This window comes from Pseudogemmatithrix spongiicola (genome assembly GCF_030623445.1).
Classification (GTDB): domain Bacteria; phylum Gemmatimonadota; class Gemmatimonadetes; order Gemmatimonadales; family Gemmatimonadaceae; genus Pseudogemmatithrix; species Pseudogemmatithrix spongiicola.
Genome location: NZ_CP130613.1, coordinates 183805 through 209375, shown reverse-complemented (window position 1 = coordinate 209375; position 25571 = coordinate 183805). Strand labels below are relative to the sequence as shown.

Below are 25571 nucleotides of genomic sequence, written 5' to 3'. Positions count from 1 at the left end.
AGCTTCCTCAGTTATGCCTCAGTGAACAACCTCTTTAGAACCGACACCTAGAGCAGCCCCAGTTCGAACCGCAGCGCCGTCGCCAGCGACGGATGCGCGAACGCGAATCCGCTCGTCTGCAGCGCCTTCGGCATTACGCGCTGGCTCGCGAGGATCGTCCCCGCGGCCATCTCGCCGAACAGCGTCTTGAGCGCGAACGCCGGCACAGGAAACAGGTTCGGCCGCCCCAGCACGCGCGCCAAGGTCGCGGCGAAGGTCGCGGCGGTCACCGGCTCCGGCCCCACGAGATTCACCGCACCGCGCACGGTATCGGTGAACAGCGCGTGATGCGCCGCGCCGATCCAATCCTCGCGGCTGATCCAACTCATCCACTGCGCACCGCTGCCGAGCTTGCCGCCCACGCCCGCCTGGAACGGCGTCACCATCTTCGCCAGCGCGCCGCCCGCCGGGTTGAGCACGATGCCCGTGCGCAGATGCACCACCCGCACGCCCGCGTCTTCCGCCGCGCGCGTCTCGGCTTCCCACTCGCGCCCCACGTCGGCCAGGAAGTCGTCGCCGAGCGTCGACGACTCGTCCAGGACCTCGTCGGCGCGCGACCCATAGATGCCGATCGCCGAGCCGCTCAGCAGCACGCGCGGCTTGCGCGTGAGCTTCGCGATGGCCTGCGCGATCAACCGCGTCGACTGCACGCGGCTCTCGCGGATGCTGCGCTTGTGCTCCGACGTCCAGCGCTCGGCCACGCTCGACCCCGCGAGGTGGATCACGGCGTCCACGCCCTCCAGGGCGCTCGCATCGAGCTGCCCGCGCGCCGGATCCCAGTGCACGTCGTTGCCGCGCCCGCGCCCGATGCGCAGTACGCTGTGCCCGCCCGTCGTGAGAAAGGCGCAGAGCGATGTGCCGAGGAATCCGCTGGCGCCCGTGACCGCGATGCGCAGCCGCGGCTGCGCGGCGAACTGCGCGTGTCGCTCGAGGTCGAGCTTGGTCAGTGCATGCCGCCACTGCAGCAGGCGCTCGAGGCGCTCGCGCGTGAACCAGCCGGCGACCACGTCGCCGAAGGGCGGCAACGGCAGCGCATACGTGATGCGGTCATCGAGCACACTCGTGGAGTCGCCGAGCGGCTCCATCCGGTGGATGTGCTCCCAGTGCGCGAACGGGCCCGAGCGCTGCACATCGCGGAACTCGCGGCCCTGCACGTAGCCGACGTGTTCCATTTCCCAGGTCGTCGTCACCGGCCCGACGGGGATGCCCAGCGTCACGCGCGAGCCGTCTGTGATGCCGCCGCTGCGCGAGAGCACGCGCGCCGGCATGAACCCCGGGGTCAAGCGCTCGAACGCACCCGGCCGCTCGTGCCAGGCGAACAGCGCCTCGGCGCTCACCGGCATCTCGGTGCGCCGCTGCACCACCGTGCCGCGCGGCAACGCCGAGCCAGTCGCCGCTACTGCGGCGGATCGTCCACCACTCTCCACAGATACCACGAAGCCACCGTCCGGTAAGGCGCCCACTTGGCGCCGAGTTTCGCCACGCGCTCCGGTTTGGGATGCGAGCGCAGTCCATAAAGCCGCTTGATGGCGGTCTGTATCCCGAGGTCCAGCGTCGGCAGCACATCAAGCCGCCCCAGCCGGAACATCAAGAACATCTGCGCGGTCCACTCCCCCACCCCGCGCACCTGCGTGAGCGTCTCGATCACCTCGGCGTCTGGCATCGCGTCCACGCGCTCGAGCGGGATCCGCCCCCGATGCACGTCTTCCGCGAGGCCGCGCACGTACTCGGCCTTGCGCTCCGAGAGCCCGATGCCGCGCAGCGCCGTGTGCTTGACCTTCAGCACCTCGTGCGGCTCCGGCGACCGTCCGTCGAACAGCGCCTCGAAGCGCGCGTGGATGGTCCCGGCCGCCTTGCCGCTCAACTGCTGGTAGATGATGGAACGCGCGACAGCGGCGAAATGGGTCCCGCTGCGCTCGCGCGTCAGCGAGCAGGGGCCGGCCTGCGCGATCCAGCGGCCGAGGATCGGATCGACGGCGCTCAGGTGCGCGATGGCCTTCGCGTGGCGTGGAGGCATGCGCGGAAGTTACCTTCGTCCGAGCGATGGCGACCATCCTCTACGTCGACGACGAACCGGCAGTCGGCCAGCTGCTCGGCCACATGATCGAGCGCGCCGGCCACCATGCGGTCGGGGCCTCGTCCGTCCACGAGGCCCTGAAGGTCCTCGCGCGCGAACGCGTGGACCTCATCGTCTCCGACCACCAGATGCCGGGCCTCACGGGCCTCGACCTGCTCGAGCTCCTGAAGACCGAAGGCTACGACATCCCGCTCATCATCCTCACCGGCTATGCGAGCATCGAGCACGCGGTGAGTGCCATCAAGGCCGGCGCGGTGGACTATATCACCAAGCCCGTCGATGGACCGCATCTCGAGATCGCCCTCGAGCAGGCGCTCAAGTTCGAGAGCCTCAAGCGCGAGAACGCCGCGCTGCGCGACGAAGTCATGCAGCTGCGGCAGAACCAGCAGATCCTCGGCGACTCGCCGGCGATCCAGAAGGCGCTCAACGAAGTCGCCATGGCCGCCCCGACCCGCGCCTCCGTGCTCCTGCTCGGCGAGAGCGGCACCGGCAAGGAACTCTTCGCGCGCGCCATCCACGAGCAGAGCGAACGGCGCAGCCAGCCGTTCATCAAGATCAACTGCGCGGCCATTCCCGAAGGCCTCATCGAGAGCGCGCTGTTCGGCCACGAGAAGGGCGCCTTCACCGGCGCCATCAAGCGCGTCGAAGGCGCCTTCGAGCGCGCCAACCGCGGCACGCTGCTGCTCGACGAGATCAGCGAGATGCGGCTCGATCTCCAGGCCAAGCTCCTGCGCGTGCTGCAGGAAGGCGAGTTCGAACGCGTCGGCGGCGAGACGCCGATCAAGGTCGACGTGCGCATCATCGCGACGTCCAACCGCGCGCTCGCCGAGGACGCGGCTGAGGGGAGGTTCCGCCAGGATCTCTATTTCCGCCTCAGCGTCATCCCGATCCACATCCCGCCGCTTCGCGAACGTCGCAGCGACATCCCGTTGCTCGCCATGCGCTTCGCGATGCGCGCGGCGCAGGAGTACAAGAAGGACATCCAAGGCATCGCCCCCGACGCCATGGAGTGGCTGCGCGCCCAAGCCTGGCCCGGCAACGTCCGCGAGCTGCAGCACCTGGTGGAACGCGCCGTCGTGCTCTCGCGCGATCCGGTGCTGACCTTCCCGGCCTTCGCGGGGACCGACCGCCGCGCCACGCCCGTCGCCGTCCCCGCGACCAGTGCCGCGGCAAACCCCGCGACGCTTCCCGACGGCGCCATCGTGCTCGACTCGCTCGACATCGCCAGCGCCGAGCAGCGCTTGATCGAGGTCGCACTCGCGCGCACCAACGGCAATCGCACGAAAGCCGCGGAGCTGCTCGGCATCTCGATCCGCACGCTCCGCACGCGCCTGAACGCCCCGGACGCCTAACCATTACAACTCGGCGAAAACTGCCGCTCGGCGAGATTCGCCGGGCGATTTTGCGTTGCCCGCTGAGTGTAAGTCGTTGATTTGAAGTAGTTTAGCAGAATTTCGCTGCGGCACGATTCCTGAACTCCCTATCGGCGGACCATCACGCCTCGGAGTCTCAGGATGTCTTTCCACCGCGACGAACTCGTGCAGCGCCACATCGGGCTGGTGCACTATCTCGCCCGCCGGCTGCACACGACGCTCGCCGACGACGCCGATCTCGACGAGCTCGTCAGCGCCGGCCTCGGGGGACTCCTCGCCGCCGCCGAAGCCTTCGACGCCTCCCGCGGACTCGCGTTCTCCACCTACGCCGCCACGCGCATCCGCGGCGCCATGCTCGACGAACTCCGTCGCGTCGATCCGCTCACGCGCGGCGCGCGAACCCGCGCCCGCCGACTCGAACGCACCCGCGATTCCCTCGCGCAGTCGCTGCACCGCAATCCCGACAGCCAGGAACTCGCCGACGCGCTCGACACCGACCTCCTCGGACTGCTCGCCTGGGAACGCGAGGCGCTCGACGCCACACCCTTGAGTCTCGACGCCAGCCAGGCGCCGCCGCACATCGACACCCCGCGCCGCGAAGATCGCATTCCCGCCGTCGACCCCGACCTCGATCTCGAACTCGATCGGGAGCGCGAACGCGAACGCCTGCGCGAGGCCCTGCACTCGCTCGACCGCGACGCCCTCGAAGTCCTCGTCCTCTCCTTCTTCGAAGACCGCCCGCTCCGCGAAATCGCCCCCCGACTCGGCGTCACCGAATCGGGCGCCAGCCGCATCCGCGCCCGCGCCCTGCGTCAACTCAAGCTCCGCCTCACAAACCCGCGCGTCGCCTGACGCAACAGAACTTGCTCGGCAACTCTTGCCACTCGGCGAAAATTGCCGGGTGGTGAACCCTAGGATGAAATTCAGTAAGTCATTACAAAGCAATCACTTACGAGGATACAAAGAGCGGCACAGAACGTGAAATAGAAGGGGTCAGAACCTAACGGAGCTCGATATGCGCACCCTGACCCTCATCCTCGCCGCAGCGCTGATCACCGCAGCGCCGGTTGCCGCGCAGACCACTGCGCTGGCCGTTGGGAACGGGGCGCGTGCCACCGTCCGCGTCACCGCCGGGTTGACGATCCCCGCCTACCTCCGCGCCACCGAAACGGTCGCCCTCACCCAGACCCATAAGGGCAACGGCTTCACCGAGTACCTCGCCACCTACACGGTGCGCGGCAACGTCCGCTGGACGCTCGACGCCCTCGAGCTCCCGGAAGGCGTCACGGTGCTCGACCAGAACGGCAACTGGACCGCCACGCCCGCCACCATCGGTTTGGGCGACGTCACCAACGGCGCCACCATCCCGGTCCGGGTCCGCGTCACCGACGCCGCCGGCACCGACTGGCAGCAGCACCTGCGGATCGACGCCGAGCGCGCGTTCTAACGCGAGCACCCCGCGCGACACGCAGCGGTAGTACCCGACGGCGCGGCTAACCCCGCGCCGTCGCCTTTTGCAGACCGGGCAACGCGAGCAGCAGCAGCACAGACCCGTCGGGCCCCGGCGCGCTGCGGAGGCTTCCCCCTTCGCGCTCTGCCGCCTGTGCCAACGCCGTGAACTCCTCGCGTGCACGCAGGTCCGCCTCGCGCCCCGGCGCCGTGATCGTCACCAGCGTTTCGTCGAGCACCCGCGCCACCGACGCCGTCACGCCACCGCCCTTTCCCGCGCCGGCCGCGGCGGCCAAGTACGCGAGCAGTGCGAAGCGCAGCGGATCGCCCGTCAGCAGGAGCACCGGCTCCACGTCCGGAGAATCCTCGGGCGCGGTGAACTGCGCCTGGCGCGCCTCCAGGTGATACGCCAGCAACGCCGCCGCCGACCGCAGCGCCTCGCCCATGCGCGCCGGCTCGCGACGCGAGCCACCCGTCGCCGACACCAAGCGGAACATCGCCATCAACTGCCGCATCCGCTCCACTTCGCCCCCCAACTGCTGCATGCCCTCTTCGCTCGTGGAGAGCTGCGCTTCGTAGAGCTGCGTGATGCCGCTGAGCGCGGCCACGCGATTGTTGCAGGCGTGCACCAAGCCCTGCACCAACGCCGTGTGCACCGGCAACCAGTGCTCCGCCGCGACCGCCGAATGCCCAGGCGCGTTCACGCGACCTCCGCCAGCGCCACGCCGTCCGCACGCGCCGAGATCCCCGCGGCATCGGGCCCCGCGACGAACAGCCACTCCGTGTTCATCAAGTGGCCGGGGGCCCCGACCAGGCTTCCATCGGTCGAGTAGATGCCGATCTTCGCGCCCACATAGCGCTTCGACGGCACCGGCACCGCCGCCACGTCGCCGAAGCGCGCCTGCAGCATCGCGCGCAGCGCATCCAACGACACGAATCCTTCGTCCGAGAACGAGAGGATCACATGCCGCGCCGGCACCGCGGCGAGCACCTCACCGAGCGCGCGCTCCGCCGCGCCGGCCCGTGCATTGAACACGCTGCGCGTCGTGCGGCAGTCCTCGCGCTTGCGCGCCACGCCGTAAGCGGGCGGCGCATCCCCGCGCACCAAGGTTTCCCACACGTGATAGTTCCGATAGTAGGAATGCTGGTTATACGGCGGATCCAGGTACGCCACGTCGTACTGGCCGAGCAGGGTCACCGCCTCGCGGGCGTCAAGCCGCAACGCGCGCCCTGCTCCGTCCAGGAGTATCGGCAGGCGCAGCCGCAGCGGCCGGTGACTCCGCGCCGACCACTGCTTCAGGTAGGCCATCTGCAGGCCCGTCGTGGAATCCACGCGGTCCGTCGCCTCCAACAGCGCCGCCAGCAGGATCGCGCGCTCCGTCGCATCCGCCGTGATCGTCTCGATGCGCCCGCGGATGGCATCGACGCGCATGCCGTTCGCCGGCTGCACGTAGCGCGCGTCCTCGCAGAACGTGCGCGTGAAGTACCCGCGCACCCCCGGCAGCGCGTTCAGCTCGGCCAACATCGCCTCCACGGCCGCCACGTCCACCGCGCGCGCATCCGCCGCGATGTACGCCTGCGCCAACACCTCGCTGTAGCTGGCGAGGTCGTTGGCGGTCACCATGAAGCCGGCGCGCTTGAGTCCCTGCGCCACGCGCGTCGTCCCCGTGAAGAGGTCCAACGCCGTCCGCGCCCCGGGAATCGCCTGCGCCAATCCCACGATGCGCGGGACGAGCTTCCGCTTGGAGCCGAGGTACTTGATCACCCGCCCAAGGTAGGCTCGGACGCGAACGCCAGCCAGTGACAACTACTACATTCCGTATGGCGGCCCGAGCCCTGCGACGGCCGCCGTGGCGCCCTGCGCCACACCCCGCAGACCCTTTCCTGTAGGAGCAGCAATGCGGATCACCAAGGTCGGCGTCATCGGCGCCGGCGCCATGGGAGCCGGGATCGCCGCCCTCGCGGCCTCCGCCGGACTCCCCGTCGTCCTGCTCGACATCCCGGGCCACGACGACCCCACACACCCCGACCGCTCCAAGCCCGCCCGCGAGGGGCTCGATCGGGTACGCAAGGCGAAGCCTGCCGCCTTCATGGACGCCAGCGCCGCGTCTCGCATCACCACCGGCAACACCGCCGACCACCTCGCGCTGCTCGCCGACTGCTCCTGGATCTGCGAAGCGATCATCGAGAAGCCCGCGCCCAAGCAGGAACTCTTCGCGAAGTTGGAATCGCTCGCCCCCGACGCCATCGTGACCTCGAATACCTCGGGGATCCCGATGGCGATCTTGCTCGAGGGTCGCAGCAAGCGCTTCCGCGAACGCTTCCTCGGCACGCACTACTTCAATCCGCCGCGGTACATGCACCTCCTCGAGCTGATCCCCACGCCCGAGACGCATGACGAGGTGCTCAGCAGCATCCGCCACTTCCAAGAGCGCATCCTCGGCAAGGGCATCGTGCTCGCCAAGGACGTGCCCGGTTTCGTCGCCAACCGACTCGGCGTGCATGGCATGGTCGTCGCCGGCCGCTTGATGGTGAAGCACGAGCTCTCGATCCCCGCGGTCGACACGCTCACGGGCGCCCTCATCGGCCGTGCCAAGACCGCCACCTTCCGCACCGGCGATCTCTCCGGCCTCGATGTGCTCGTGCACGTCACCGCCGGGCTCTCGCAGACCACCGGCGAAGACCTCGCCCTCGTGCCCTTCGTGCATGAGCTGGTCAAGCAGGGCCGCCTCGGCGACAAGACCAGACAGGGCTTCTACAAGAAGGACAAGCAGGACATCCTCGCCCTCGACTGGAAGACACTCGAGTACCAGAACGTCGGCCGCTACACCACCGACGCCATCGACGCGATACTCAAGAAGCCGCTCACCGAGCGCCTCCGCGCCGCCCGCGACCTGCCGGGCAAGGACGGCGACTTCCTGCGCGAGCTGCTCGTCGAGCAGTGCCACTACGCCTGCACGCTCGCCCCGGAGCTGGCCTTCGACCTCGCCGCGATCGACCGCGCGATGGAGTGGGGCTACGGCTGGGAGCTCGGCCCCTTCAAGGCGATGGACGCCTTCGGTCTCGATTGGCTGCGCTCGGCGATCCAGCAGCAGGGCAAGTCCGTCCCCGACCTGCTCGCGCGCGCCGGCAACGCGTTCTATGCCGACGTCAACGGCAGCACGCTCGTCCCGTCGCTCGGCGAAAACAACCGCGTCGCCGTGCCGGCCATTCCCGGCCAGATCGCGCTTGGCCACCTGCGGCGCGCCGGCAAGGTCGTCCGCGAGAACGCCGAGGCGCGCGTCATCGATCTCGGCCACGACGTCGCCTGCCTCGAGTTCTGCGGCAAGATGAACACGCTGGGCGTCGGCGTCATGGACCTCGCCGAGTGGGCGCTGGACTACGGCGTCAAGAACGGACTCGCCGGCCTCGTCATCGGCAACGACGATCCGCGCACCTTCACCGCCGGCGCGAACCTCGCCGGCCCGCGGCAGCTCCTCGAGAAGGGCGACTGGAAGTCGCTGGAAATGCTCACCAAGCGCTTCCAGGACACCGTGATGTCCTTCCGCTTCGCGCCGATTCCCGTCGTCGCCGCACCGTTCGGCCTCACGCTGGGTGGCGGCTGCGAGATCTCGCTGCACTGCGATCGCATCCAGGCGCACGCCGAGCTGTACATGGGCTTGGTCGAAGTCGGCGTCGGGTTGATCCCCGGTGGCGGCGGCACCAAGGAGCTCGCCTTCCGCTTCACCAACGCGCTCGCCCCCTACGAGGAAGCCGACGCGTTCGAGGGTCTCAAGCGCGCCTTCAAGCTCATCGCGCTCGCGCAGACCAGCACCAGCGCGCACGAGGCGCGCAGCATGGGCTTCCTGCGACCGATCGCCGATCGCATCACCATGAACCGCGACGTGCTGATCGCCGATGCCAAGGCCCGCGTGCTCGACTTGGCGCCGGACTACGTGGCGCCGACCATGCGCAAGATGACGTCGATGGGTCGCGCCGCCGTCGCCAACCTCGACTACGCGCTCTGGTCGTTCAAGGAAGCAGGCCAGGCCAGCGACCACGACCTCCGCATCGGCCACGAGGTCGCGGTGATCCTCGCCGGTGGCGACGGACCGCCGCGCGAGGTCACCGAGCAGGACCTGCTCGACCTCGAGCGCGACGCCTTCCTCCGCCTCCTCGGCACCAAGGAGACGCAGGCCCGCATCGCGCACACCCTCACCACCGGCAAGCCGCTGCGCAACTGAGCGGCGCTCACACGGAGATCATATGAAGAACGAAGTCGTGATCGTGAGCGCCGTCCGTACGGCCGTCGCTCGTGGCAAGAAGGACGGATCGCTGGCCAGCGTGCATCCGATCGATCTCTCCTCCGCCGTGCTCAAGGCGGTCGTTGAGAAGGTGAAGCTCGACCCCAAGCACGTCGATGACGTGATCTGGGGCTGCGCCATGCCCGAGGCCGGCCAAGGCCTCAACGTCGCGCGCCTTGCCGTGCTGCGCGCGGGGTTCCCGGTCGATGTCAGCGCGATGACCATCAACCGCTTCTGCTCCTCCGGCCTGCAGAGCGTCGCGCTCGGCGCGCAGGCCATCCTGAGCGGGATGAACGACGTCATCATCGCCGGCGGCGTGGAGATGATGAGCGCCGTGCCGATGAGCGGCTTCCACACGCGCCTGCATCCGGAACTGACGGAAGAGAACATCGGCATGGGCTTCACGGCCGAGCGCGTGGCCAAGCGCTGGGGCATCACGCGCGAGATGCAGGATCAGTTCGCGCTTTCGTCCCAGCAGAAGGCCGCCGACGCGTGGAAGCGCGGCGTCTTCGCAAACGAGATCGTGCCGATCGACGTGGAACGCGTGACGTGGAAGGGCGCAAAGGCCGAGCGCACCACGGTCGCCTTCGCCACCGACGAGCTCGTGCGCGGCAGCACCACGCTCGAAGGCCTCGCCAAGTTGCCACCCGCCTTCAAGCCCGGCGGCAGCGTTACGGCGGGCAACGCGTCCCCGCTCAGCGATGGTGCAGCGGCGGTGCTCATGATGAGCGCCGAGAAGGCCAAGGCGCTCGGACTCAAGCCGCTCGCGAAGTTCATCACCTTCGCCACGGCCGGCGTCGATCCCGATGTCATGGGCATCGGTCCCGTGAAGGCCGTGCCGAAGGCGCTGGCCCGTGCCGGCCTCGCACTCGGCGACATCAAGCTCATCGAGTTCAACGAGGCCTTCGCCGCGCAGGCGCTGGCGGTCATCAAGGACCTTGAGATGGACACCACGCGGATCAACGTGAACGGTGGCGCCATCGCGCTCGGGCATCCGCTCGGTGCGACGGGCGCGAAGCTCACCGTGCAGTTGGTGCACGAGCTGGGTCGCCGCGGCGGCGGGCTCGGCATGGTGACGATGTGCATCGGCGGCGGCATGGGAGCCGCGGGCGTATTCGAGGTGCTGCCCGCCTAGCGCGAGGCAGCCACCGCCTCGCGCGCCAACGCCACCAGCGCCCAGTACGGAGGCGGATATCCCTGCGCCGCGCGCCACGCCTCGGCGCGGCGCAGGACCTCCGCGCTGAGTGCGTCGTGTCGCGCGTTGTAGCCGCGGTTGCGCAGCGCCGCAGCCGCTGCCATGCCTTCGGGAATCGGGCCCACACCGCCCGTGCGTTCCCGCAGCCAGCTCCAGCCCTTCAGCACGCGCGCAACCGGAAGCTCGTGCCAAGCATACCCCAGCCGGTCACCGCGGTCGGCGCCTTCGAGCATCGCGTCGACGACGGCGTTGTCCACGTGATCCTCGAAGAGCGTCGTCGGGTCACGCCACTCCGCCACGACGGCGAGTTGTGGATCGTACTCGAGGTCGCTCGGCTCTTGGGTCTCGAAGTGCTCCACGCCGAATGAGGCCAGCCACTGCCGCAGTCCCGGGCGTGAGATGGTCGACGTGCCCATCCAGAGCGTGAGCCCCTGCGAGCGATATCCCTGCGACGCCACTTCGGAGCAGAACAACTTCGCCGGATCCTGGTAGTCCATGGCGAAGTCGTAGGGAATGTGCTCGCGCTGCGCGCGGTCCAGCATCGCCTGCGCCGCCTTGTGGGGCAGCTGCGGATCGGCGATGAGCGCAGGTAGATCGGGCCGCGGACGCAGGAGCATCACGCGCAGCTTCTTGTCGGCGAGATATCCCTCGGCCGTGGTGACGGCCACGCCGAGTTCGATGTGCGCCTCGATCACCGACACCGCGCGTGTCGCCGGGTCGATGTGCACCAGCGCGATGTGCGAGAAGTTGCCCGCGTAGTCGTTGCCCCGTGCGATGAGCGCCGAAGTCGGATAGCCGCCGCGCGAGACCAGGATGTCGCCGGAGTGCAACAGGACACCTTGCACCACCGCGCTCGGCGTTGCGGATGCCACCTCTGCGTCCTGCACGAGCGCCGGCACCATGCGCGGCTGCTGTAGGATCACTTCCTCGACGGCGGCGCGACCGCCGTAGAGCGCGCGGTACAAGGCATCCCGCGTCGTGCGCTCGCGTGGATCCCAGTCGACGGAGACCCGTTTCGCCGTGCTGCGCCACGTCGCCTGCAGCTGCACGAAGCGCGGCACCAGTTCCGCACAGCTCGCCACACGCGGCGCCAGCGCGAAGAAGCGCAGGCCCAGCGAGTCGAGCGTCGCGGCATCGGCGCGCCGCAGCACCTGCACGTCCGTCTCGAAACGGCGCATCTCCGCAGCCGTCGACGCGGAATCGGCACAGCCGCTGGCGCGCTCCGCCGCGAATTGCGCTTCGAGCGCCGCCCAGAGCGAATCGCTCCCCCACACGAACGGACTGCCCTCGGGCGGCATCGGCGGAACACTGGGCCCGGCGGCCGGAATGACAAGGAGCAGGAGAATCGCCAGCGTGACGCCGGCGACCGCGCCGATGCGTCGAGCGCGAGATTGCGCCGCAGGCATCGCTAGCGGCCCTCAATCGCGGCGGCGGCCTGCTCCACCACCACCATCTGCGCCCGCATCACGCCGCCCGCGCGTCGCACCATCACGAATCGCTGCCCGTCCGCCTTCACGTCATAGTTCCGGCGCGACACCGCACGTGTCGCCAGGTCACCCGCAGCGAAGAGCACCGTCGACTCGCCGACGCTGAACGCGGCGCCCGTCGTCACCTGCGTCGCGACCATGTTGCCGCGCAGGTCGAGGAAGAAGAGCTCGTTGCCGCGCCGTGACCACGTCGGTGCAATCCCTCCGGCCGAACTCACCTGCCATTTGCGCCCGTCGGGATCCGGGAATGGCACGACGTACACCTCCAGCCGTCCGCTCTCGTTCGACGCATAGGTGAGCCAGCGGCCGTCCGGCGACACACTCGGCGTGTACTCCGACCGCGGACCCGCCACGATCGGCACCGCCGCGCGGTCCACGCCCGGACGCAGCCGCAGCACGTCCCCAGCCCCGGGCGTCGGCGTCGTCGTGCGCACCACCAGTGTTCGACCGTCCGGCGACCACGACTGCTCGGAGATCGATCGCTCCATCACCAACAGCGACTCCGGCGCGGCACCGCCCTCGAGCGCGCGCCGCCACACGCCGGCCACCGACCCCTCGTTGGCGAGGTAGCTGACGCTGCGGCCATCCGGCGACCACGACGGCTCTTCATAACGCGCGGTGCCCAGCGTATGCCGCCGCGGCGTCGCAGCGCCGAGCGGCACGATCCAGACCTGCGAGTCATCGCCGTCCTGGCGCGTCACGGCGACCATGCGGCCGTCGGGCGAGAGCCGGGGCCCGACGAGCGCGCCGCGCCACGTGGAGTCGACGGCCGATCGCTCACCCCGTCGCGTCACCCAGATCAGCTCGCGACGCGCACCCGCGGGATCCTCGGCATACACCACCGTCCCCGTGCGCGACGCCGCGAAGTCCGTCGGACCAAGCATCGTCATCGGCACACCGTCGCCGATCGCCACCGGTTCGCCGCGCAGCGCGCCGGCATCGAGATCGAACGGCACGATCCACACGCGGCCGTCCGCCGACGTGTACACGAGGTGTCCGCTCGAGAGGTATCGCGCGCGCACCGCGGCGAGCAGCGTCCGGTGCGGCTTGCCCGGTCCCTCCGTGAACGCCACGGAGACCTGACCGTCGCGGAGCTGCACTTGGAAGAGCAGGCCGCGACCGCCCGGCAGTGCCTCGGGCAACGAATGCGTGAGCTCGCGCGCGGTATCGGGCAGCGTCACCGGCTCGACATCCGCGGCTCCGCTCGCCGCCACGCGCACCAACGTCGACTGCACACCTTCCTCGAGGTAGAGATACCCGTCGTCGCTCCACGCACAGGCCACCGGCGACGGAACGTCGGGCAGCACCACATGCACCACGCCGCCGTCGAGCGCCGTCGACACCAGCCGCCCGTTGCTGAAGAAGGCCAGCTGCTTGCCATCCGGCGAGAAGCACGGCGCCTGGGCGCCGACGGTCCCGGCAATCGGCGCAAACTCCAAGGCGTCGCGATCGCGGCGCAGCAGCGGGCCTCCGGGCCCGCTCGCCCGCACGATCGTCTTGCCGTCCGGGGAGATGGCGATGCTCCCGGTCCAGTCGCGCACTTCCACGACGGAGTCCGCGCTGAGGCGATACCGCAGCAGCGTCGAGGACTCGGCGCGCGGACGCATCCAGCCCGCCACGGCCATGCCCGCCGCTGCCACCAACGCCACACCCAAGGCCGCCACGCGCCAGTCGCGTCGCTGCGGCACCGCGCGCGTGCCCGTGCGCTGGCCGGTCGCCTCCGACGCGTTCAGCGCCGCCGCGAACTCCTTCGCGCTGGCAAAGCGATCCGCCGGCAGCTTTTCCAATGCGCGGAACACGGCCTCCTCTGCCGCCGGCGGCACCGCCTTCCGCTGCGCGCTCAACGGCCGCGGCTCCTCGCTCAGCACCCGCGCCACGATCGCCTGCACGCTCGGCCCTGTGAACGGCGCTTCGCCCGCCAGCATCTCGTACGTCACCGCCGCCAGCGCGTAGATGTCCGAGCGCGCATCGATGCTGCGCTCGCCCATCGCCTGCTCGGGGCTCATGTACTGCGGCGTGCCGAGCGAGAGCCCGGTCTGCGTCATGCGCGCGCCGCCCGCGCTCTGCACCGCCAAGGCGATGCCGAAGTCCGCCACCAACGCGTGCCCATCCTGTAGCAGGATGTTCTCCGGCTTGATGTCGCGGTGGATGATGCCCTTCGCATGCGCGTGCGCGAGGGCGTCGGCCACTTCCGTCGCGATGCCCAGCGCGTCGGCGATGGGGAGCTGTCGCTCGCGCTCGAGGCGCGCCCGCAGCGTCTCACCGGTCACCAAGGGCATGACGTAGAACAGCAAGCCGCCCGCCTCGCCGCTCTCGAGCAACGGCAGGATGTGCGGATGCTGCAGTCGCGCCGTGGTCTTGATCTCGCTCAGGAACCGCTCGCCTCCCAGCACCGCGCCGAGCTCCGCGTGCAGCACCTTGATCGCGACCTGGCGCTCGTGCCGCAGGTCCTGCGCCAGGTACACCGTCGCCATGCCGCCGCGCCCGAGCTCGCGCTCGAAGCGGTAGCGGTCGGCAAGGGCGGTGGCGAGGGCTGAGGGAATCTCGGACATCAGCGGCGACGGATGGGGGTGGCGAAACGCGCGCCCCAAGATACGACGCCACGGCCCAACTCGCTCGGCGAGTGACAGCCCACCCACACGGGTGGGGGCTTTTCGCTCGGGGAACCATAGCTTTCCCTTGGGCGCTCACTGAGGGTGAGCGCGCTTCGCGCCACCCCATCCGCGATGGATTCCATGAGTGCCGTGATGACCGATTCGATGAGTGCCGCCGACCGCCAGCAGCGTTCCCTGGCGATGACCCGCGCCGAGAAGCTCGACCAGCTCGAGGCGGAGATCCGCGCCCGCGCCCCGCGCCCCTCGGCGCGCCTGCACATCTCGCTGTCGAATCCGCCCATCCGCACCGCGTACCAGACCCAGATGCGCGTCGCCGGCAACCGTGACGACGTGCTCGACTTCGTCGCCGCGCTCTACGACGAGGTGAAGGGCATGGTCCGCCCCGATGGCACGCTGCCGCTCTCCGTGCAGGCCATCGAGAGCGAGAGCACCGAGCACATCCAGCTCCTCCTCGCGCGCGATCTCTACGAGGGCTGAGCGGCGGAACTGCCGTTCACCACGAAGACACGAAGGCACGAAGGACATCGATTCAACCGAGACCAGCTTGCCTCTAGGGGGTCCGTACCGATTCGTCGGCGCGGACCCCCAAAGCATTCCGGCTTCCTCGCAAAGCCACCTCCTTCGTGTCTTCGTGCCTTCGTGGTGATTGTAGTTGCCGTCGATAGCCAACGGGCCCGGCGCACGAGTGCGCCAGGCCCGTAGCCCGTGCTCGGAGGTGGCAATGCTATTGCTGCGGCATCCCGCTGCCGGCCGTGCTCGCGGACTCAGGCATCGCCGCCACCGGCGTCGTGAACTTCGGCCCCGGCGGCGTATCCCAATCCGTCTTGCCTCCCCACAGCGCCGGATAGTGCCGCGCCATCGGGAGACCGTACAGGGGCTTGTACACCCCGTTGTGGCAGGTCGAGCACTGCGCCTTCGGCGCGTCGCCCATCGGCCCGAGGCGCGACGGGTGATACACCGACGCCAGCGGCGCCAGGTACTCGGTGTTCAACTGACGGATCATCTGCAGGCCCGCGTACGCCGTCACGCGCTGCGGCGGCGACTGCTCCCAGCTCGCGAACTGCCGCGAGTTGTGGCAGAACGTGCAGTTCACGCCGAGCCCCTGCGACATGTTGATCATCGTCGCCCAGATCCACTCCGTCTGCTTCACGCTCGAGCGGTTGGCCTCCGTCGGCCCGACCGTGTGCGACACCACGCGTCCCGCCACGTTGTCGAGATAGTGCCGCAGCACCTGGTTCTCGTCCGTGTAGAACCACAGCCCGTTCGGCAGCGGCTTCCCCATGTGGCAGGTGTAGCAGGTCACGCCCGTGTTCGCGACGTGGTCGCCCCAGTTCGCGTTGATGTTGCGCGTCATCTCGATCATGCGGCGCGCCACGGCCTTCGTGTAGATCGCCTCGCCGTCGGGATACGTGTCCGCCGCGAAGTTCGCGAGGTTGTGGCAGTAGCCGCAGTTGCCCGCGCCGCCGGCCACCCACGTCGCCATCGAGATCATCGTGCGGTTGAACTCGTTCACCGAGATGTCACCCAGCACCTGCACGTTCTGCCACGCCGGGGCCGGACCGCCCTCCGGCGCCGGCGGCAACATCGCCGGGATCTGCTTCTGCAGGTCGGCCATCGCGACCTGCACGTCGCGGTTCACGTAGTTGATCTCCATCGCCGTGCCGCGATACCCCTGCTGCACCACCGCGCGGTCCTTCGACTTGAAGAACTGGCAGCTCGACGCCGTCAACACCAGCGCCGCGAGTCCTGCATAGCGGAGGGTACGCATTATCGAGTCCCTCCCGCCGGAGCGGTGGTCGTGGGAGCCGCCATCGAATCCATCGGCGCGGCGGGTGCCGGCACGACATACGTCGGATAGCCGTTCTGCATGCGGCCCATGTACTGGCCGCGCAGCTTCTCGAGCTGCTCCGGCGTCAGCGTGTTCTGCGCCGGATACTGCGGCGCCACGCCGTGCTTCACGGCCCAGAGATACCAGTTGTCCACCACCGTGCCCGTGAGCAGGATGCCGATGCCGCCCGTGAAGGTCGTCAGCACCGCGAACCACCAGGCCCAGCGATGGATCGACTCCATCGTCGCGTTCCAGCCCATCGTCCAGCGCCAGAAGATCGCCGAACGCTCGGCCGCCGTGCCGCGGTCCGTGATCTGCTCGATCTCGCGCTCGCCGCCCAGGCGGCTCACCGCGAGGATCGTCGCGCCGTGCATCGCGAAGAGCAGCGCCGATCCATACAGGAAGGCGATTGACAGCGCGTGGAACGGATTGTAGTAGAGGTTGCCGTAGCGGATCGAGAACGCGCTCGTCCAGTCGAGGTGCGCGAAGATCCCGAACGGCACCATCTCGCTCCAGCTGCCGAGGAACAGCGGCTGGAAGAAGAAGCTCAGGTAGAGGAAGATCGCCGACCCGAACGCCCAGGCGAGGTGCGTGCCCATGCCGAGCGCGCGGGCGCGGCGGTACGTGCGAACCCACCAGAGGAAGATGCTGATCGTCAGGAAGAAGCCGGCGATCAGGTACCATCCGCCCTGGCGCAGCGGCGGGAAGCGCAGCCCGTACTCCGGCGGCGGCGGTTCCAGCGCGAGCCATGGCAGCTGGCGGATGAACTCCACCGGGCTCCAATCCACCTGCACGAAGAAGTTCAGGCCGATGATCTCGATCGCCACGAAGCCGAAGAACAGCGACCAGATGCCCCAGGGGCCGAGATAGATCGGGCCGATCTGCGCATCGCCGAGCTTGCCCATCCAGTAGGAGAACCACCCCGTGCCGTAGCGCTGGCCGAAGGTCGTGTCCACCGGAAGGCCCATGTCGGGCGCGTGTCGGACTTGGACGCGCGTGAAGAGATTCTGGTATTCAAGCATGAGGAATCTCCGTTAGCGCCAAATGGGAAGATTGAGCCACCAGCCCCACCACTCGGGCCAGCCCTTCGTCCAGAAGGGCCCGCTGATCACGATGCAAATCGCCGACCAGATGCCGGCGCTGAGCGCCAGGAACAATCCGAGACGGTGGATGCCGATCGCGCCGATCGAGTAGCCGAGGAAGTCGCGGAAGAACACGTTCTCGTGTTCGCTCGTCTTCACCGGCTCGCCCTTCTTCGGATTCGTCACCGAGAGGATCAGCGAGCCGTGCATGGCCAGCGCCAGGCACGTCGTGAAGAAGAACGTGATGGCGATCATGTGCGCCGGATTGTAGTGGAAGTGCAGGTACTGGTACCCGACGTTCGACACCCAATCGAGGTGGCTGAAGATGCCGTAGGGGAAGCCGTGCCCCCAGGCCCCGAGCAGCACCGGGCGGATGATGACCAGCGTGACGTAGGCGAGCACGGCCACGGAGTATGCCCATGGAATGTGCATGCCCATGCCGAGCTTGCGGGATATCTCCGCTTGCCGAAGCGCCCAGGAGACGAATGCTCCGACGGCGCAGAAGGTGATGATCTGCCAGAGACCGCCCTCGGCCAACGGCGCCATGCCGAGGCCGTACGAGAGATCCGGTGGCGCGATGTTGATCTGCCAGATATTCCAGGTCGGCCCGATCGCCGCTCCGTAGATGATCAGGAGCGTACCGAGCGCCGTGAAGAAGATCGTCGTCACGCCGAAGAAGCCGACATAGAAGGGGCCGAACCAGAAGTCGAACAGGTCCCCTCCCAGCAGCGTCCCGCCGCGCACACGGTACTTCTTTTCAAAGTCGAGCATCGCCATCGCGAAGTTCTCCGATAAGGGCGCCTGTGGTTGCTACCGCCGGCAGACGCGACCGGGCCCTGCAGACAACTGGGTCCTTCGGTGGCGGTGGGGGGGATGAGGTCCTGCTGGTCCTCATCCCCGCGCCACCAACCCGAAGCCTGCTTACCGGCCCGCCGGCAGCGGCGCCATCTCGGCGGCGGCCATCGGGGACGAGGCACCCACCGGCGCTTGCGCGGCCGGAAGCGTCCCATTCTCGATCCAGGAGAACCGGTTCGAGCTCAGCAGGATGAAGTGGATCAGAAGTGCCAGCACCGCGAGGAAGCCCGTCAGGGCCACCATCACGCGCCGCGGGTCGAACGACAACCAAATGCGGTGCATACGAATTCCTCTGTGGAATTGGGTCCGGACTGGGGCCCGTGGGGCGGATACGGTGGGGACACCTTACCCGACCCCGACGGGTCAGTCCTTCTCGGTGCGACTCAGCGGAGTGCTGAGGCGACCGCCGGCGGGTTGTACTTCGCCTTCGTCGTCTTCGGATACCCGAGGACGCTGAACGCGAAGATGTGGATCACCATCGCCAGGCTACCGAGGAAGAAGCCCAGTCCCGCGAGCAGCACCTGCGGGTCAGAGCCCTGCCAGATCTTGTGCATGATCTATCTCCCTAGGTTGTGTGGCTCAAAGCCACGGACGCCACGACCAGGCGAGGAAGTGTGCCACGATGGCCACTGCCGTGAAGCCGATGAACCCCATCACGAAATAGCCGTGAAAGGCTCGGGCTTCCTCTTCCGTCATGCCCTTGTCACTCATACGCCACCTCCACGTGGGTATAGTGTGTCCCGCGTATACCCGCGCGGTCCGGGTAGATGCGCTCATTCGAGTCGCATCCAACAACATTTGCTGCACCTACAGTCCTGCTATCCCCACAACTGCAGTTGGTAGTAGTGAGTTGTGAGTAGTGAGTCTTCCAACTCCCCACTCCCAACTCGTAACTGCAGTTAAACCCCTGCCCCCGTCAGCACCCGCCTCCCCGCCAACACGTGGTCCCGTTCGACCACCGTATCCCCCAGCCCGCGCGCATCCTTCTCGCACGCATCCCGCAACCGCTTCGCCGCGGAAATCCGGATGAGGATCGGCTGCTGCTCCACCAGCTCGTCGTACAGCTCCTTCGCCTCCGCACTCCACGCCATCTCCTCGTGCAGTCGCGACGGCGTCGCCTCCACCTTGTCCATCTCGATCGCCAACGGCAGGATGTGGAACAGCGCATCGAACAGCGCGTTGCACACTTCCTGGATCAGGTACGTCGCACCCGCGTAGCCCATGAACGGCGTGCCCGTGTGCCGGCGGATGATCGCGCCCGGAAACGACGCCGGGATGTACATCCCGCGCCCTCCCGCTTCCGCCATGTACATCCGCTCGTTGTAGCTGCCGAACAGGATCAGCGGCGGCTTCGTCTTCACCAGCCCGCGGATCTCGTCGTTGTCGGTCTTCTTGCCGACCAGGCGGCTCACCGAGAACGTGCAGGGCAGCCCCATCTCCTCCTCGAGGAAATGCCGGACGCCGCGCGCATAGGTCTCGTTCGCCACCACGGCGAAGCTCGCCGTACCGAAGAAGTCCTGCGTCACCGAACGCCACAGGTCCCACACCGGCTTGATCGTCGTATGCTTCTCGCGCGTGATGAACGGCTCGGGGTCCAGCCCCAGGAGCTCGCCCAGCGTGCGCAGGAACTTCGTCGTCGAATGCAGCCCGATCGGCGCCTGCAGGTACGGCGTGTCCAAGGCCTCGCAGAGCATGCGGCCGAACTCGCGGTACATGCAGACGTTCACGTCCGCATCCACCAAGCGCGGCACGTCCTGCAGGTGCGAGCCCAGCGGGAAGACCATGTTGATCTCCGCACCGATGCCTTCCACCAGGCGACGGATCTCGTGCAGGTCGCTGGCCGTGTTGAACATCCCGTACGCCGGCCCGATGATGTTCACGCGCGGCTTCGCACCAGGCGCACGCTCCGCCTTCTTCGGCTTCACGCCCTTCTTGAGGCCGTACTCGGTCCACAGCCAGTAGATGGCGCGATTCGCGCTCTGCCACTGGTCTTCGTCGATCGTCCGCGGCAGGAAGCGCTTGATGCCCGTCCCTTCCGGCGTCACGCCACCGCCGATCATCTCGGCGATCGACCCCGTCACCACCACAGCCGGCAACTCGGGATCCATCACCGAGTGCGCGCGCTTCATCGCGCCTTCCGTACCGTCGCGCCCGAGCTCCTGCTCCGACAGCCCCGTCACGACAATCGGCAACTCATGCGGCGGCAAGCCATCCGTGTAATGCAGCACCGACGTCACCGGCAGATTCTCGCAGCCCACCGGCCCGTCAATGACAACCTGCAGTCCCTTAATGGCCGTGAACACATACACGGCCCCCCAGTACCCACCCGCACGATCATGATCGAGCACTAGCATGCGCAGTGCCCTCCCATAACTCCCAACTCCCAACCCATAACTGCTGTTGTAGTTGTCATCAGATCATCTCCTCAGCTTTCCGCTGCCGAGCGAGCTTCTGCAGATGCCGCTTGTAATGCTCCCGGAACTCCGGCCGATCCTCCGGCACCGATTCCCACACGCCAGCGGCGTAGCCTTCCCCGACGCCAGCGAAGAATTCCTTCATCGTATCGAAGCGGCGCTTGTTCCCCATCGCCGCATTCACCACCTGCGCCAGCGATCCCGCCCCCGCCGGCCCCATCAACGGCCGCGCCGAGATCAGGTTCGTGAAGTACAGCGCCGGGATCGTGAGTTCCTTCGCCTTCTGCACCACTGGCGTCGTGCCGATCGCCAGGTCCGGCTGGAACTCCTGCATCGCCGCGAGATCCTGCTCCAGCGAGGCGCGGAACTGCACGTGCACACCCTTCGCCTCCAGCCATTCGCGGTCGGCATCGCTCCACCTCGTGCGCGGCGCCGCAGATCCCACATAGCGCACATCGGCGCCGCTCTCGATCAACAGGCGCGCCACCAACAGCTCGGAGCCTTCGTAGCCGCTCATCGTGATGCGGCCGTTGATCGGCATCTTCGCGAGCGCGCCCTTGATCGCCGGCAGCATCTTCTGCTTGGCCAGCTCGATCTTGTCGGCGCCCACGTTGTACGCGTTCCCGATGTTCTCCAGCCAGGCCGCCGTGCCGTCGTAACCCACGGGCGCGGAGCCGACGATCGTGCGGCCGGCCGCCTCGAACTCGCGGATGCTCGCCGTATAGAACGGATGGATCGCCGCGATCACCTGTGAATCCAGCGCGGCGTACAGCTCGCGCCATTCGCGCGTCGGCACCACCGGACCTGCGGCGAGCCCCATGGGCTCAAGCATCGCGCCGATACCCATCGGATCGGCCGGGAACATCTCCCCCAACAGCGTGACCGTCGGCTTCTCGCTCTTCCCACCGCGCGGCGCCGCCACCGGACCCAACTCGGCTTCCGTGCGCGCGTACTTCAGCATCGCCCCGGCCAGCACGTCCTTGGCTTCCGCATGCGTCGGCACGCCGAAGCCCGGCACGTCGATGCCGATGATGCGCACGCCGTTGATTTCCTTCGGCAGCAGCTGCAGCGGCACGCCCGAAGCGGTCGGCACGCAGAGATTCGTGATCACGATCGCGTCGTACTTCTCCGGATCCGCCGTCGCGTGCACGGCGTCACGGATGTCTTCGAAGAGCTTGCCCGTGACCAGCGACTCGGAGTTGAACGGCACGTAACCGACTGTGCGGCGCGCGCCGTAGAAGTGCGAAGTGAACGTCAGTCCGTAGACGCAGCACGCCGAGCCGGAGAGGATCGTCGCCGTGCGCCGCATGCGCAGCCCCACGCGCAGTGAGCCGAACGCCGGGCACATGCTCTGCGGCTGGTCGTGCGGACCCTTGGGATAGTCCGCGGCGTACTGGTCGAGCGTCTCGCTCTTCCCCGCCGCGCGGGCCGCCGCCTGCAGCTGTTCCTTCCCCGAATGGCAGCCCATCCCGTCGCCCTTGAGGGCGTCGGGATTCTCGACCATGGGAAGCGGAATCGACGTCATCGGCTCAGACCGTGTCGTAGACGACTTCGAGCGACGGCTTCGAGATGTCGGCGCGGCCGACCATGTCGACCATCGTCGCCGGCTCGAGCACCACGTCGCGCCCCGTCACGTCGCTGGCGAACAGGCCGAGCAGCTGGTCCTGCGTGAGCGGCTTCGGACGTACCGGCGGCGCTTCGGCGACGTTTGTCGACAGCGTCTCGAACAGCGAGCCCCACTGACCGCCGGGCAAGCCGACGATCTCATAGTTGGCGCTCTTGCGGCGGATATCCTCGTGCGCCGGGATCGCGCTTAAGACCGGGATGCCGACGATGTCGGCGAACGCCGCAGCCTCACCCGTGCCGTCATCCTTGTTGATCACCATGCCCGCGACGCCGACGTTGCCGCCCAGCTTGCGGAAGTATTCGACCGCCGAGCAGACGTTGTTGGCGACGTAGAGCGATTGCAGGTCGTTGGAGGCGACGACGATGACCTTCTGGCACATGTCGCGGGCAATCGGCAGGCCGAAGCCGCCGCAGACCACGTCGCCCAGGAAGTCGAGCAGCACGTAGTCGAAGCCCCATTCATGGAAGCCCAGCTTCTCGAGGAGTTCGAAGCCGTGGATGATGCCGCGTCCGCCGCAGCCGCGGCCGACTTCCGGACCGCCCAGTTCCATCGCGAAGACGCCGTCGCGCTTGAAGCACACATCGGAGATGGTGACTTCTTCGCCGGCCAGCTTCTTCTTGGAGCTCGTCTCGATGATCGTCGGCGTCGCGCGGCCGCCGAAGAGCAGCGACGTCGTGTCGCTCTTCGGGTCGCAGCCGATCAGCAGGACCTTCTTGCCCTGCTGCGCCATCATATAGGAGAGGTTCGCCAGCGTGAACGACTTGCCGATGCCGCCCTTGCCGTAGATCGCGATGATCTGCGTTTCCTTCTTGACCTCGCCGGTGCTGACCGGCTCGGGCGTGGAGGCGGCTTCGTCGCGGAGGCCGCGGTGCAGCTGGACGAGCGCGTCGGTCGGTGTGCCGTTGTCAATCACGATAGTGTGCTCCAGTCGAGGACCATCTTGAGGCAGTGCGGATCATCGAACGCGGCGCGATAGGCATCGGCAGCGCGTTCGGCGGGGGAGATATCCGTGATGAGTCCGTCCAGCGAGAGCCGACCGTCGCGGTGCATGGCGACGCAGTCGGCGAGATCCGCCGGCGACCATTCGGCCGCGATGCGGAAGCGAGCTTCTTTCATGAAGGCCGGCGGAAACACGAAGGAGATCGGCGTCGAGTAGAAGCCCGCGAGCACGATCTCCCCGCCCTTGGCCAGGCGCATCACCAGCGCATCAAGCAGCGACGCATCGCCGGAGGCGTCGAAGATGCAGCGGTAGTCCTTGCGCGGATCGTTCGCCGCGTCGAGCACGGCGTAACCGGTCGCACCGCCCATGCGGGCGTCGTTGCGCTCCCACACCGTGGGGCTGCCACCCAGCGCTTGGATCAGGCGCGCCGTGAGACGGCCGAAGACGCCGTGGCCGATCACGAGCTCGGGCAGCGCGGATCCGCCGCGCAGCGCGTGCAGCGCCGTGGCGGCGAGCGCGAGCAACGTCGCGCGCTCCTTCAATGACGGATCGATGGCGATCACGCGCGATGCGGGCACGACGACGCGACGTGATGCGCCGCCGAAGAGCCCGCGCACGTCGGGGCCATAACAGTTCGCGCCCGGCACGAAGACACTCGTACCCGGCGCGAGTTGCGTGACCCCATCACCGACTTTCATTACTGTGCCTACCGACTCGTAGCCCGGCACCAGCGGATACGCGAGGCCCGGAAACATCGGCATGCGGCCTTCCCACAGCAGACGTTCCGTCCCGGCGCTAATCGACGACCACGCGATGTCGACAACGACATCCGATGCACTCGGTGCCGCGAGTGTGAGCTCGCGCACGCTGAGTTGCCGTGGTTGTTCGAAGACAATCGCCCGAGTCTGCACCAGCGTCCTCAATAAGGAAGGAGCCTTCAGTCCGTAACGTACGACTGACACTACAAACCGTCAAGACAGATTTACACTACCGGAAAAACTTGAGGGCCGGAGGGCCGGCCCGCTAGTCCCCAGCTCAAATCGAGCCGGTGCGTCTATGGAGTCGCCGAAATCAGCCCCGCGTACACCGGGTACCGGGTCCGGTGCACTTTGCTGCCAGAGAACCCCGCCTTCATTAGTAGGGCCTGGAGCTCATCCGCCCGACGCGCCCGACCCCGTCCCATCGCCCGCAGGTACAGGCCGAAATAGGCATCGCCGACCGTCTCCGCCCCGCGCACTCCCGAGAACGGCTCCACGATCAACAAGACGCCACCCGGCTCGAGCGCCGCGCGCACCCGCCGCAGCAGCCCCAGCACAGAGGCGTCATCGTGGTCCAAGAGCACGCGCACTAACGTGATTACGTCGGCACCGGTTGGGAGGGGGTCCTGATGAAAGTTCCCCCCGGACAATTCCACCCGCCCCACAAGACCCAACCGGGCCAGACGTATCTTCGCCCCCTCTACCACAGCAGGGAGGTCGAACAACTTCAAACCGATCCCCTGATACCTCCAGGCGACCTCGGCGAGGAACGCGCCCTCACCACCACCCACATCCAACAGCGCCTTTCGACCGTCCAGCGAGTACCGGTCGAGGATGTCCTCCGCCAGCGGCCGCACAGTCTCCGCCATCAGTGAGGAGTAGTCGGCGACCACACCGCGGCCGAACTTTTCAGGATCAGTGACGCTTGTGTACGGAAAGTGTTGCAATACTGCTCTGTTACTGCTCTGACTTGACCGGAAGAACTCGATAGGATCCGTCAAGTCCTGATATAGCAAGGCATTGTGCTCAATCATTCGAGCCAAGCCGACATTTCCAATCAACGGCGCACCCATCGGACCGCAGCCGAACCGGTCGCCTGACCGCCCCTGCACCAGCTTGAGCGCAATCGCCGCACGGAGTAGCCGCTCGGTCTCTTCCAGCGGGATTCCCACGTGGGCGGCAATCTCCGCGCGCGTGCGCGGCCTCTCCGCCAGGAAGTCAAACAGTCCGACCCGCACACACGCCGTGAGCGTCTGCGTGTAGACGAAGCCGGCCGTGAGGTCGAACAGCGCGCGTGACCGTCGCAGGGCGATCGGTCGCGTGAGCGGGAAACTCGCAGCCCAGCGCTGGAACGTGGGGCTCGACTGGATACGATCACGCCAAGCCAGCAGGCGATCGCGCCAGGTCATCGGCGGCGCCTCATCAGCGACCGCCACCCCAACCATCGTATTCTCCGGAGGTGCCATTCGGAGTGAAGCCCGGGAGAGGCCGGCACTGTTCCCCACACCGAGCGTCGGAGTGGGGGTGTGCCGACAAGGCGACGATAAGA

23 protein-coding genes are annotated in these 25571 nt (G+C 67.8%); 6 read left to right on the top strand and 17 right to left on the bottom strand.

The window, feature by feature from the left end; genetic code table 11:
* Positions 1–47: 47 nt before the first annotated feature.
* Positions 48–1418 (bottom strand): TIGR01777 family oxidoreductase, encoded by a 1371-nt coding sequence (locus Strain318_RS01000; RefSeq protein WP_367886676.1) that lies wholly within the window; start codon positions 1416–1418, stop codon positions 48–50.
* Positions 1419–1435: 17 nt separating this feature from the next.
* Positions 1436–2056 carry a DNA-3-methyladenine glycosylase family protein gene (locus Strain318_RS00995; RefSeq protein ID WP_367886675.1) on the bottom strand — a complete coding sequence of 207 codons (621 nt, stop codon included), beginning with the start codon at positions 2054–2056 and terminating at the stop codon, positions 1436–1438.
* A gap of 26 nt (positions 2057–2082) precedes the next feature.
* Between Strain318_RS00995 and Strain318_RS00990 the strand changes: the two genes are divergently transcribed.
* From Strain318_RS00990 to Strain318_RS00980, 3 genes are all read left to right on the top strand, one after another.
* Entirely contained in the window at positions 2083–3468 is a 1386-nt protein-coding gene (locus Strain318_RS00990) for a sigma-54-dependent transcriptional regulator (protein WP_367886674.1), read from the top strand.
* A 162-nt stretch (positions 3469–3630) separates the two neighbouring features.
* Positions 3631–4341, top strand: coding sequence for a sigma-70 family RNA polymerase sigma factor (locus Strain318_RS00985; RefSeq protein ID WP_367886673.1), 711 nt, complete (start codon positions 3631–3633; stop codon positions 4339–4341).
* A gap of 163 nt (positions 4342–4504) precedes the next feature.
* Entirely contained in the window at positions 4505–4936 is a 432-nt protein-coding gene (locus Strain318_RS00980; protein ID WP_367886672.1) for a hypothetical protein, read from the top strand.
* 46 nt (positions 4937–4982) lie between these two features.
* Here the strand turns inward: Strain318_RS00980 and Strain318_RS00975 are convergent, their stop codons facing one another.
* A complete protein-coding gene (locus Strain318_RS00975; RefSeq protein WP_367886671.1) occupies positions 4983–5642 on the bottom strand; it encodes a hypothetical protein in 660 nt (219 codons plus the stop codon).
* On the bottom strand, positions 5639–6703 hold the full coding sequence (locus Strain318_RS00970; RefSeq protein ID WP_367886670.1) for a DNA adenine methylase: 1065 nt from the start codon (positions 6701–6703) through the stop codon (positions 5639–5641). Before Strain318_RS00970 ends, Strain318_RS00975 begins: the two co-directional genes overlap by 4 nt.
* A gap of 133 nt (positions 6704–6836) precedes the next feature.
* On the opposite strand from Strain318_RS00970, the gene Strain318_RS00965 reads away from it, so the two are divergent.
* Complete coding sequence (locus tag Strain318_RS00965; protein WP_367886669.1) at positions 6837–9161, top strand: 3-hydroxyacyl-CoA dehydrogenase/enoyl-CoA hydratase family protein; 2325 nt, start codon at positions 6837–6839, stop codon at positions 9159–9161.
* A 22-nt stretch (positions 9162–9183) separates the two neighbouring features.
* Complete coding sequence (locus Strain318_RS00960; protein ID WP_367886668.1) at positions 9184–10356, top strand: thiolase family protein; 1173 nt, start codon at positions 9184–9186, stop codon at positions 10354–10356.
* On the opposite strand, the gene Strain318_RS00955 is transcribed toward Strain318_RS00960, so the two are convergent.
* Both Strain318_RS00955 and Strain318_RS00950 read right to left on the bottom strand, forming a co-directional pair.
* Positions 10353–11822: a YiiX/YebB-like N1pC/P60 family cysteine hydrolase gene (locus Strain318_RS00955; protein WP_367886667.1), complete on the bottom strand. Its 1470-nt coding sequence runs from the start codon at positions 11820–11822 to the stop codon at positions 10353–10355. The two genes, Strain318_RS00960 and Strain318_RS00955, sit on opposite strands and share 4 nt — an antisense overlap.
* 2 nt (positions 11823–11824) lie before the next feature.
* Entirely contained in the window at positions 11825–14455 is a 2631-nt protein-coding gene (locus tag Strain318_RS00950) for a protein kinase domain-containing protein (protein WP_367886666.1), read from the bottom strand.
* Positions 14456–14599: 144 nt separating this feature from the next.
* On the opposite strand from Strain318_RS00950, the gene Strain318_RS00945 reads away from it, so the two are divergent.
* A complete protein-coding gene (locus tag Strain318_RS00945) occupies positions 14600–14995 on the top strand; it encodes a hypothetical protein (RefSeq protein ID WP_367886665.1) in 396 nt (131 codons plus the stop codon).
* A gap of 247 nt (positions 14996–15242) precedes the next feature.
* Here the strand turns inward: Strain318_RS00945 and pufC are convergent, their stop codons facing one another.
* The 11 genes from pufC to Strain318_RS00890 all read right to left on the bottom strand — a co-directional run bounded on the left by pufC (position 15243) and on the right by Strain318_RS00890 (position 25458).
* Complete coding sequence (pufC, locus tag Strain318_RS00940) at positions 15243–16286, bottom strand: photosynthetic reaction center cytochrome PufC (RefSeq protein ID WP_367886664.1); 1044 nt, start codon at positions 16284–16286, stop codon at positions 15243–15245.
* Positions 16286–17368 carry a photosynthetic reaction center subunit M gene (pufM, locus tag Strain318_RS00935; RefSeq protein ID WP_367886663.1) on the bottom strand — a complete coding sequence of 361 codons (1083 nt, stop codon included), beginning with the start codon at positions 17366–17368 and terminating at the stop codon, positions 16286–16288. Before pufM ends, pufC begins: the two co-directional genes overlap by 1 nt.
* Positions 17369–17380: 12 nt before the next feature.
* Positions 17381–18205 (bottom strand): photosynthetic reaction center subunit L, encoded by an 825-nt coding sequence (gene pufL, locus Strain318_RS00930; protein WP_367886662.1) that lies wholly within the window; start codon positions 18203–18205, stop codon positions 17381–17383.
* A 144-nt stretch (positions 18206–18349) separates the two neighbouring features.
* Positions 18350–18565, bottom strand: coding sequence for a light-harvesting antenna LH1, alpha subunit (gene pufA, locus Strain318_RS00925; RefSeq protein WP_367886661.1), 216 nt, complete (start codon positions 18563–18565; stop codon positions 18350–18352).
* A gap of 101 nt (positions 18566–18666) precedes the next feature.
* On the bottom strand, positions 18667–18837 hold the full coding sequence (locus tag Strain318_RS00920) for a hypothetical protein (RefSeq protein ID WP_367886660.1): 171 nt from the start codon (positions 18835–18837) through the stop codon (positions 18667–18669).
* A gap of 25 nt (positions 18838–18862) precedes the next feature.
* A complete protein-coding gene (pufB, locus tag Strain318_RS00915; protein ID WP_367886659.1) occupies positions 18863–18994 on the bottom strand; it encodes a light-harvesting antenna LH1, beta subunit in 132 nt (43 codons plus the stop codon).
* 188 nt (positions 18995–19182) lie between these two features.
* A complete protein-coding gene (bchZ, locus tag Strain318_RS00910; RefSeq protein ID WP_367886658.1) occupies positions 19183–20637 on the bottom strand; it encodes a chlorophyllide a reductase subunit Z in 1455 nt (484 codons plus the stop codon).
* Positions 20638–20695: 58 nt separating this feature from the next.
* Positions 20696–22222, bottom strand: coding sequence for a chlorophyllide a reductase subunit Y (gene bchY, locus Strain318_RS00905; protein ID WP_367886657.1), 1527 nt, complete (start codon positions 22220–22222; stop codon positions 20696–20698).
* A gap of 4 nt (positions 22223–22226) precedes the next feature.
* Positions 22227–23237, bottom strand: a complete 1011-nt coding sequence (locus tag Strain318_RS00900; RefSeq protein ID WP_367886656.1) for a chlorophyllide a reductase iron protein subunit X — start codon at positions 23235–23237, stop codon at positions 22227–22229.
* Entirely contained in the window at positions 23234–24175 is a 942-nt protein-coding gene (gene bchC, locus Strain318_RS00895; protein ID WP_367886655.1) for a chlorophyll synthesis pathway protein BchC, read from the bottom strand. The genes Strain318_RS00900 and bchC overlap by 4 nt, the downstream gene beginning before the upstream one ends.
* Positions 24176–24318: 143 nt before the next feature.
* The gene (locus Strain318_RS00890; RefSeq protein WP_367886654.1) at positions 24319–25458 is read right to left on the bottom strand and encodes a methyltransferase; all 1140 of its coding nucleotides are present in this window, start codon (positions 25456–25458) and stop codon (positions 24319–24321) included.
* Positions 25459–25571: the final 113 nt, after the last annotated feature.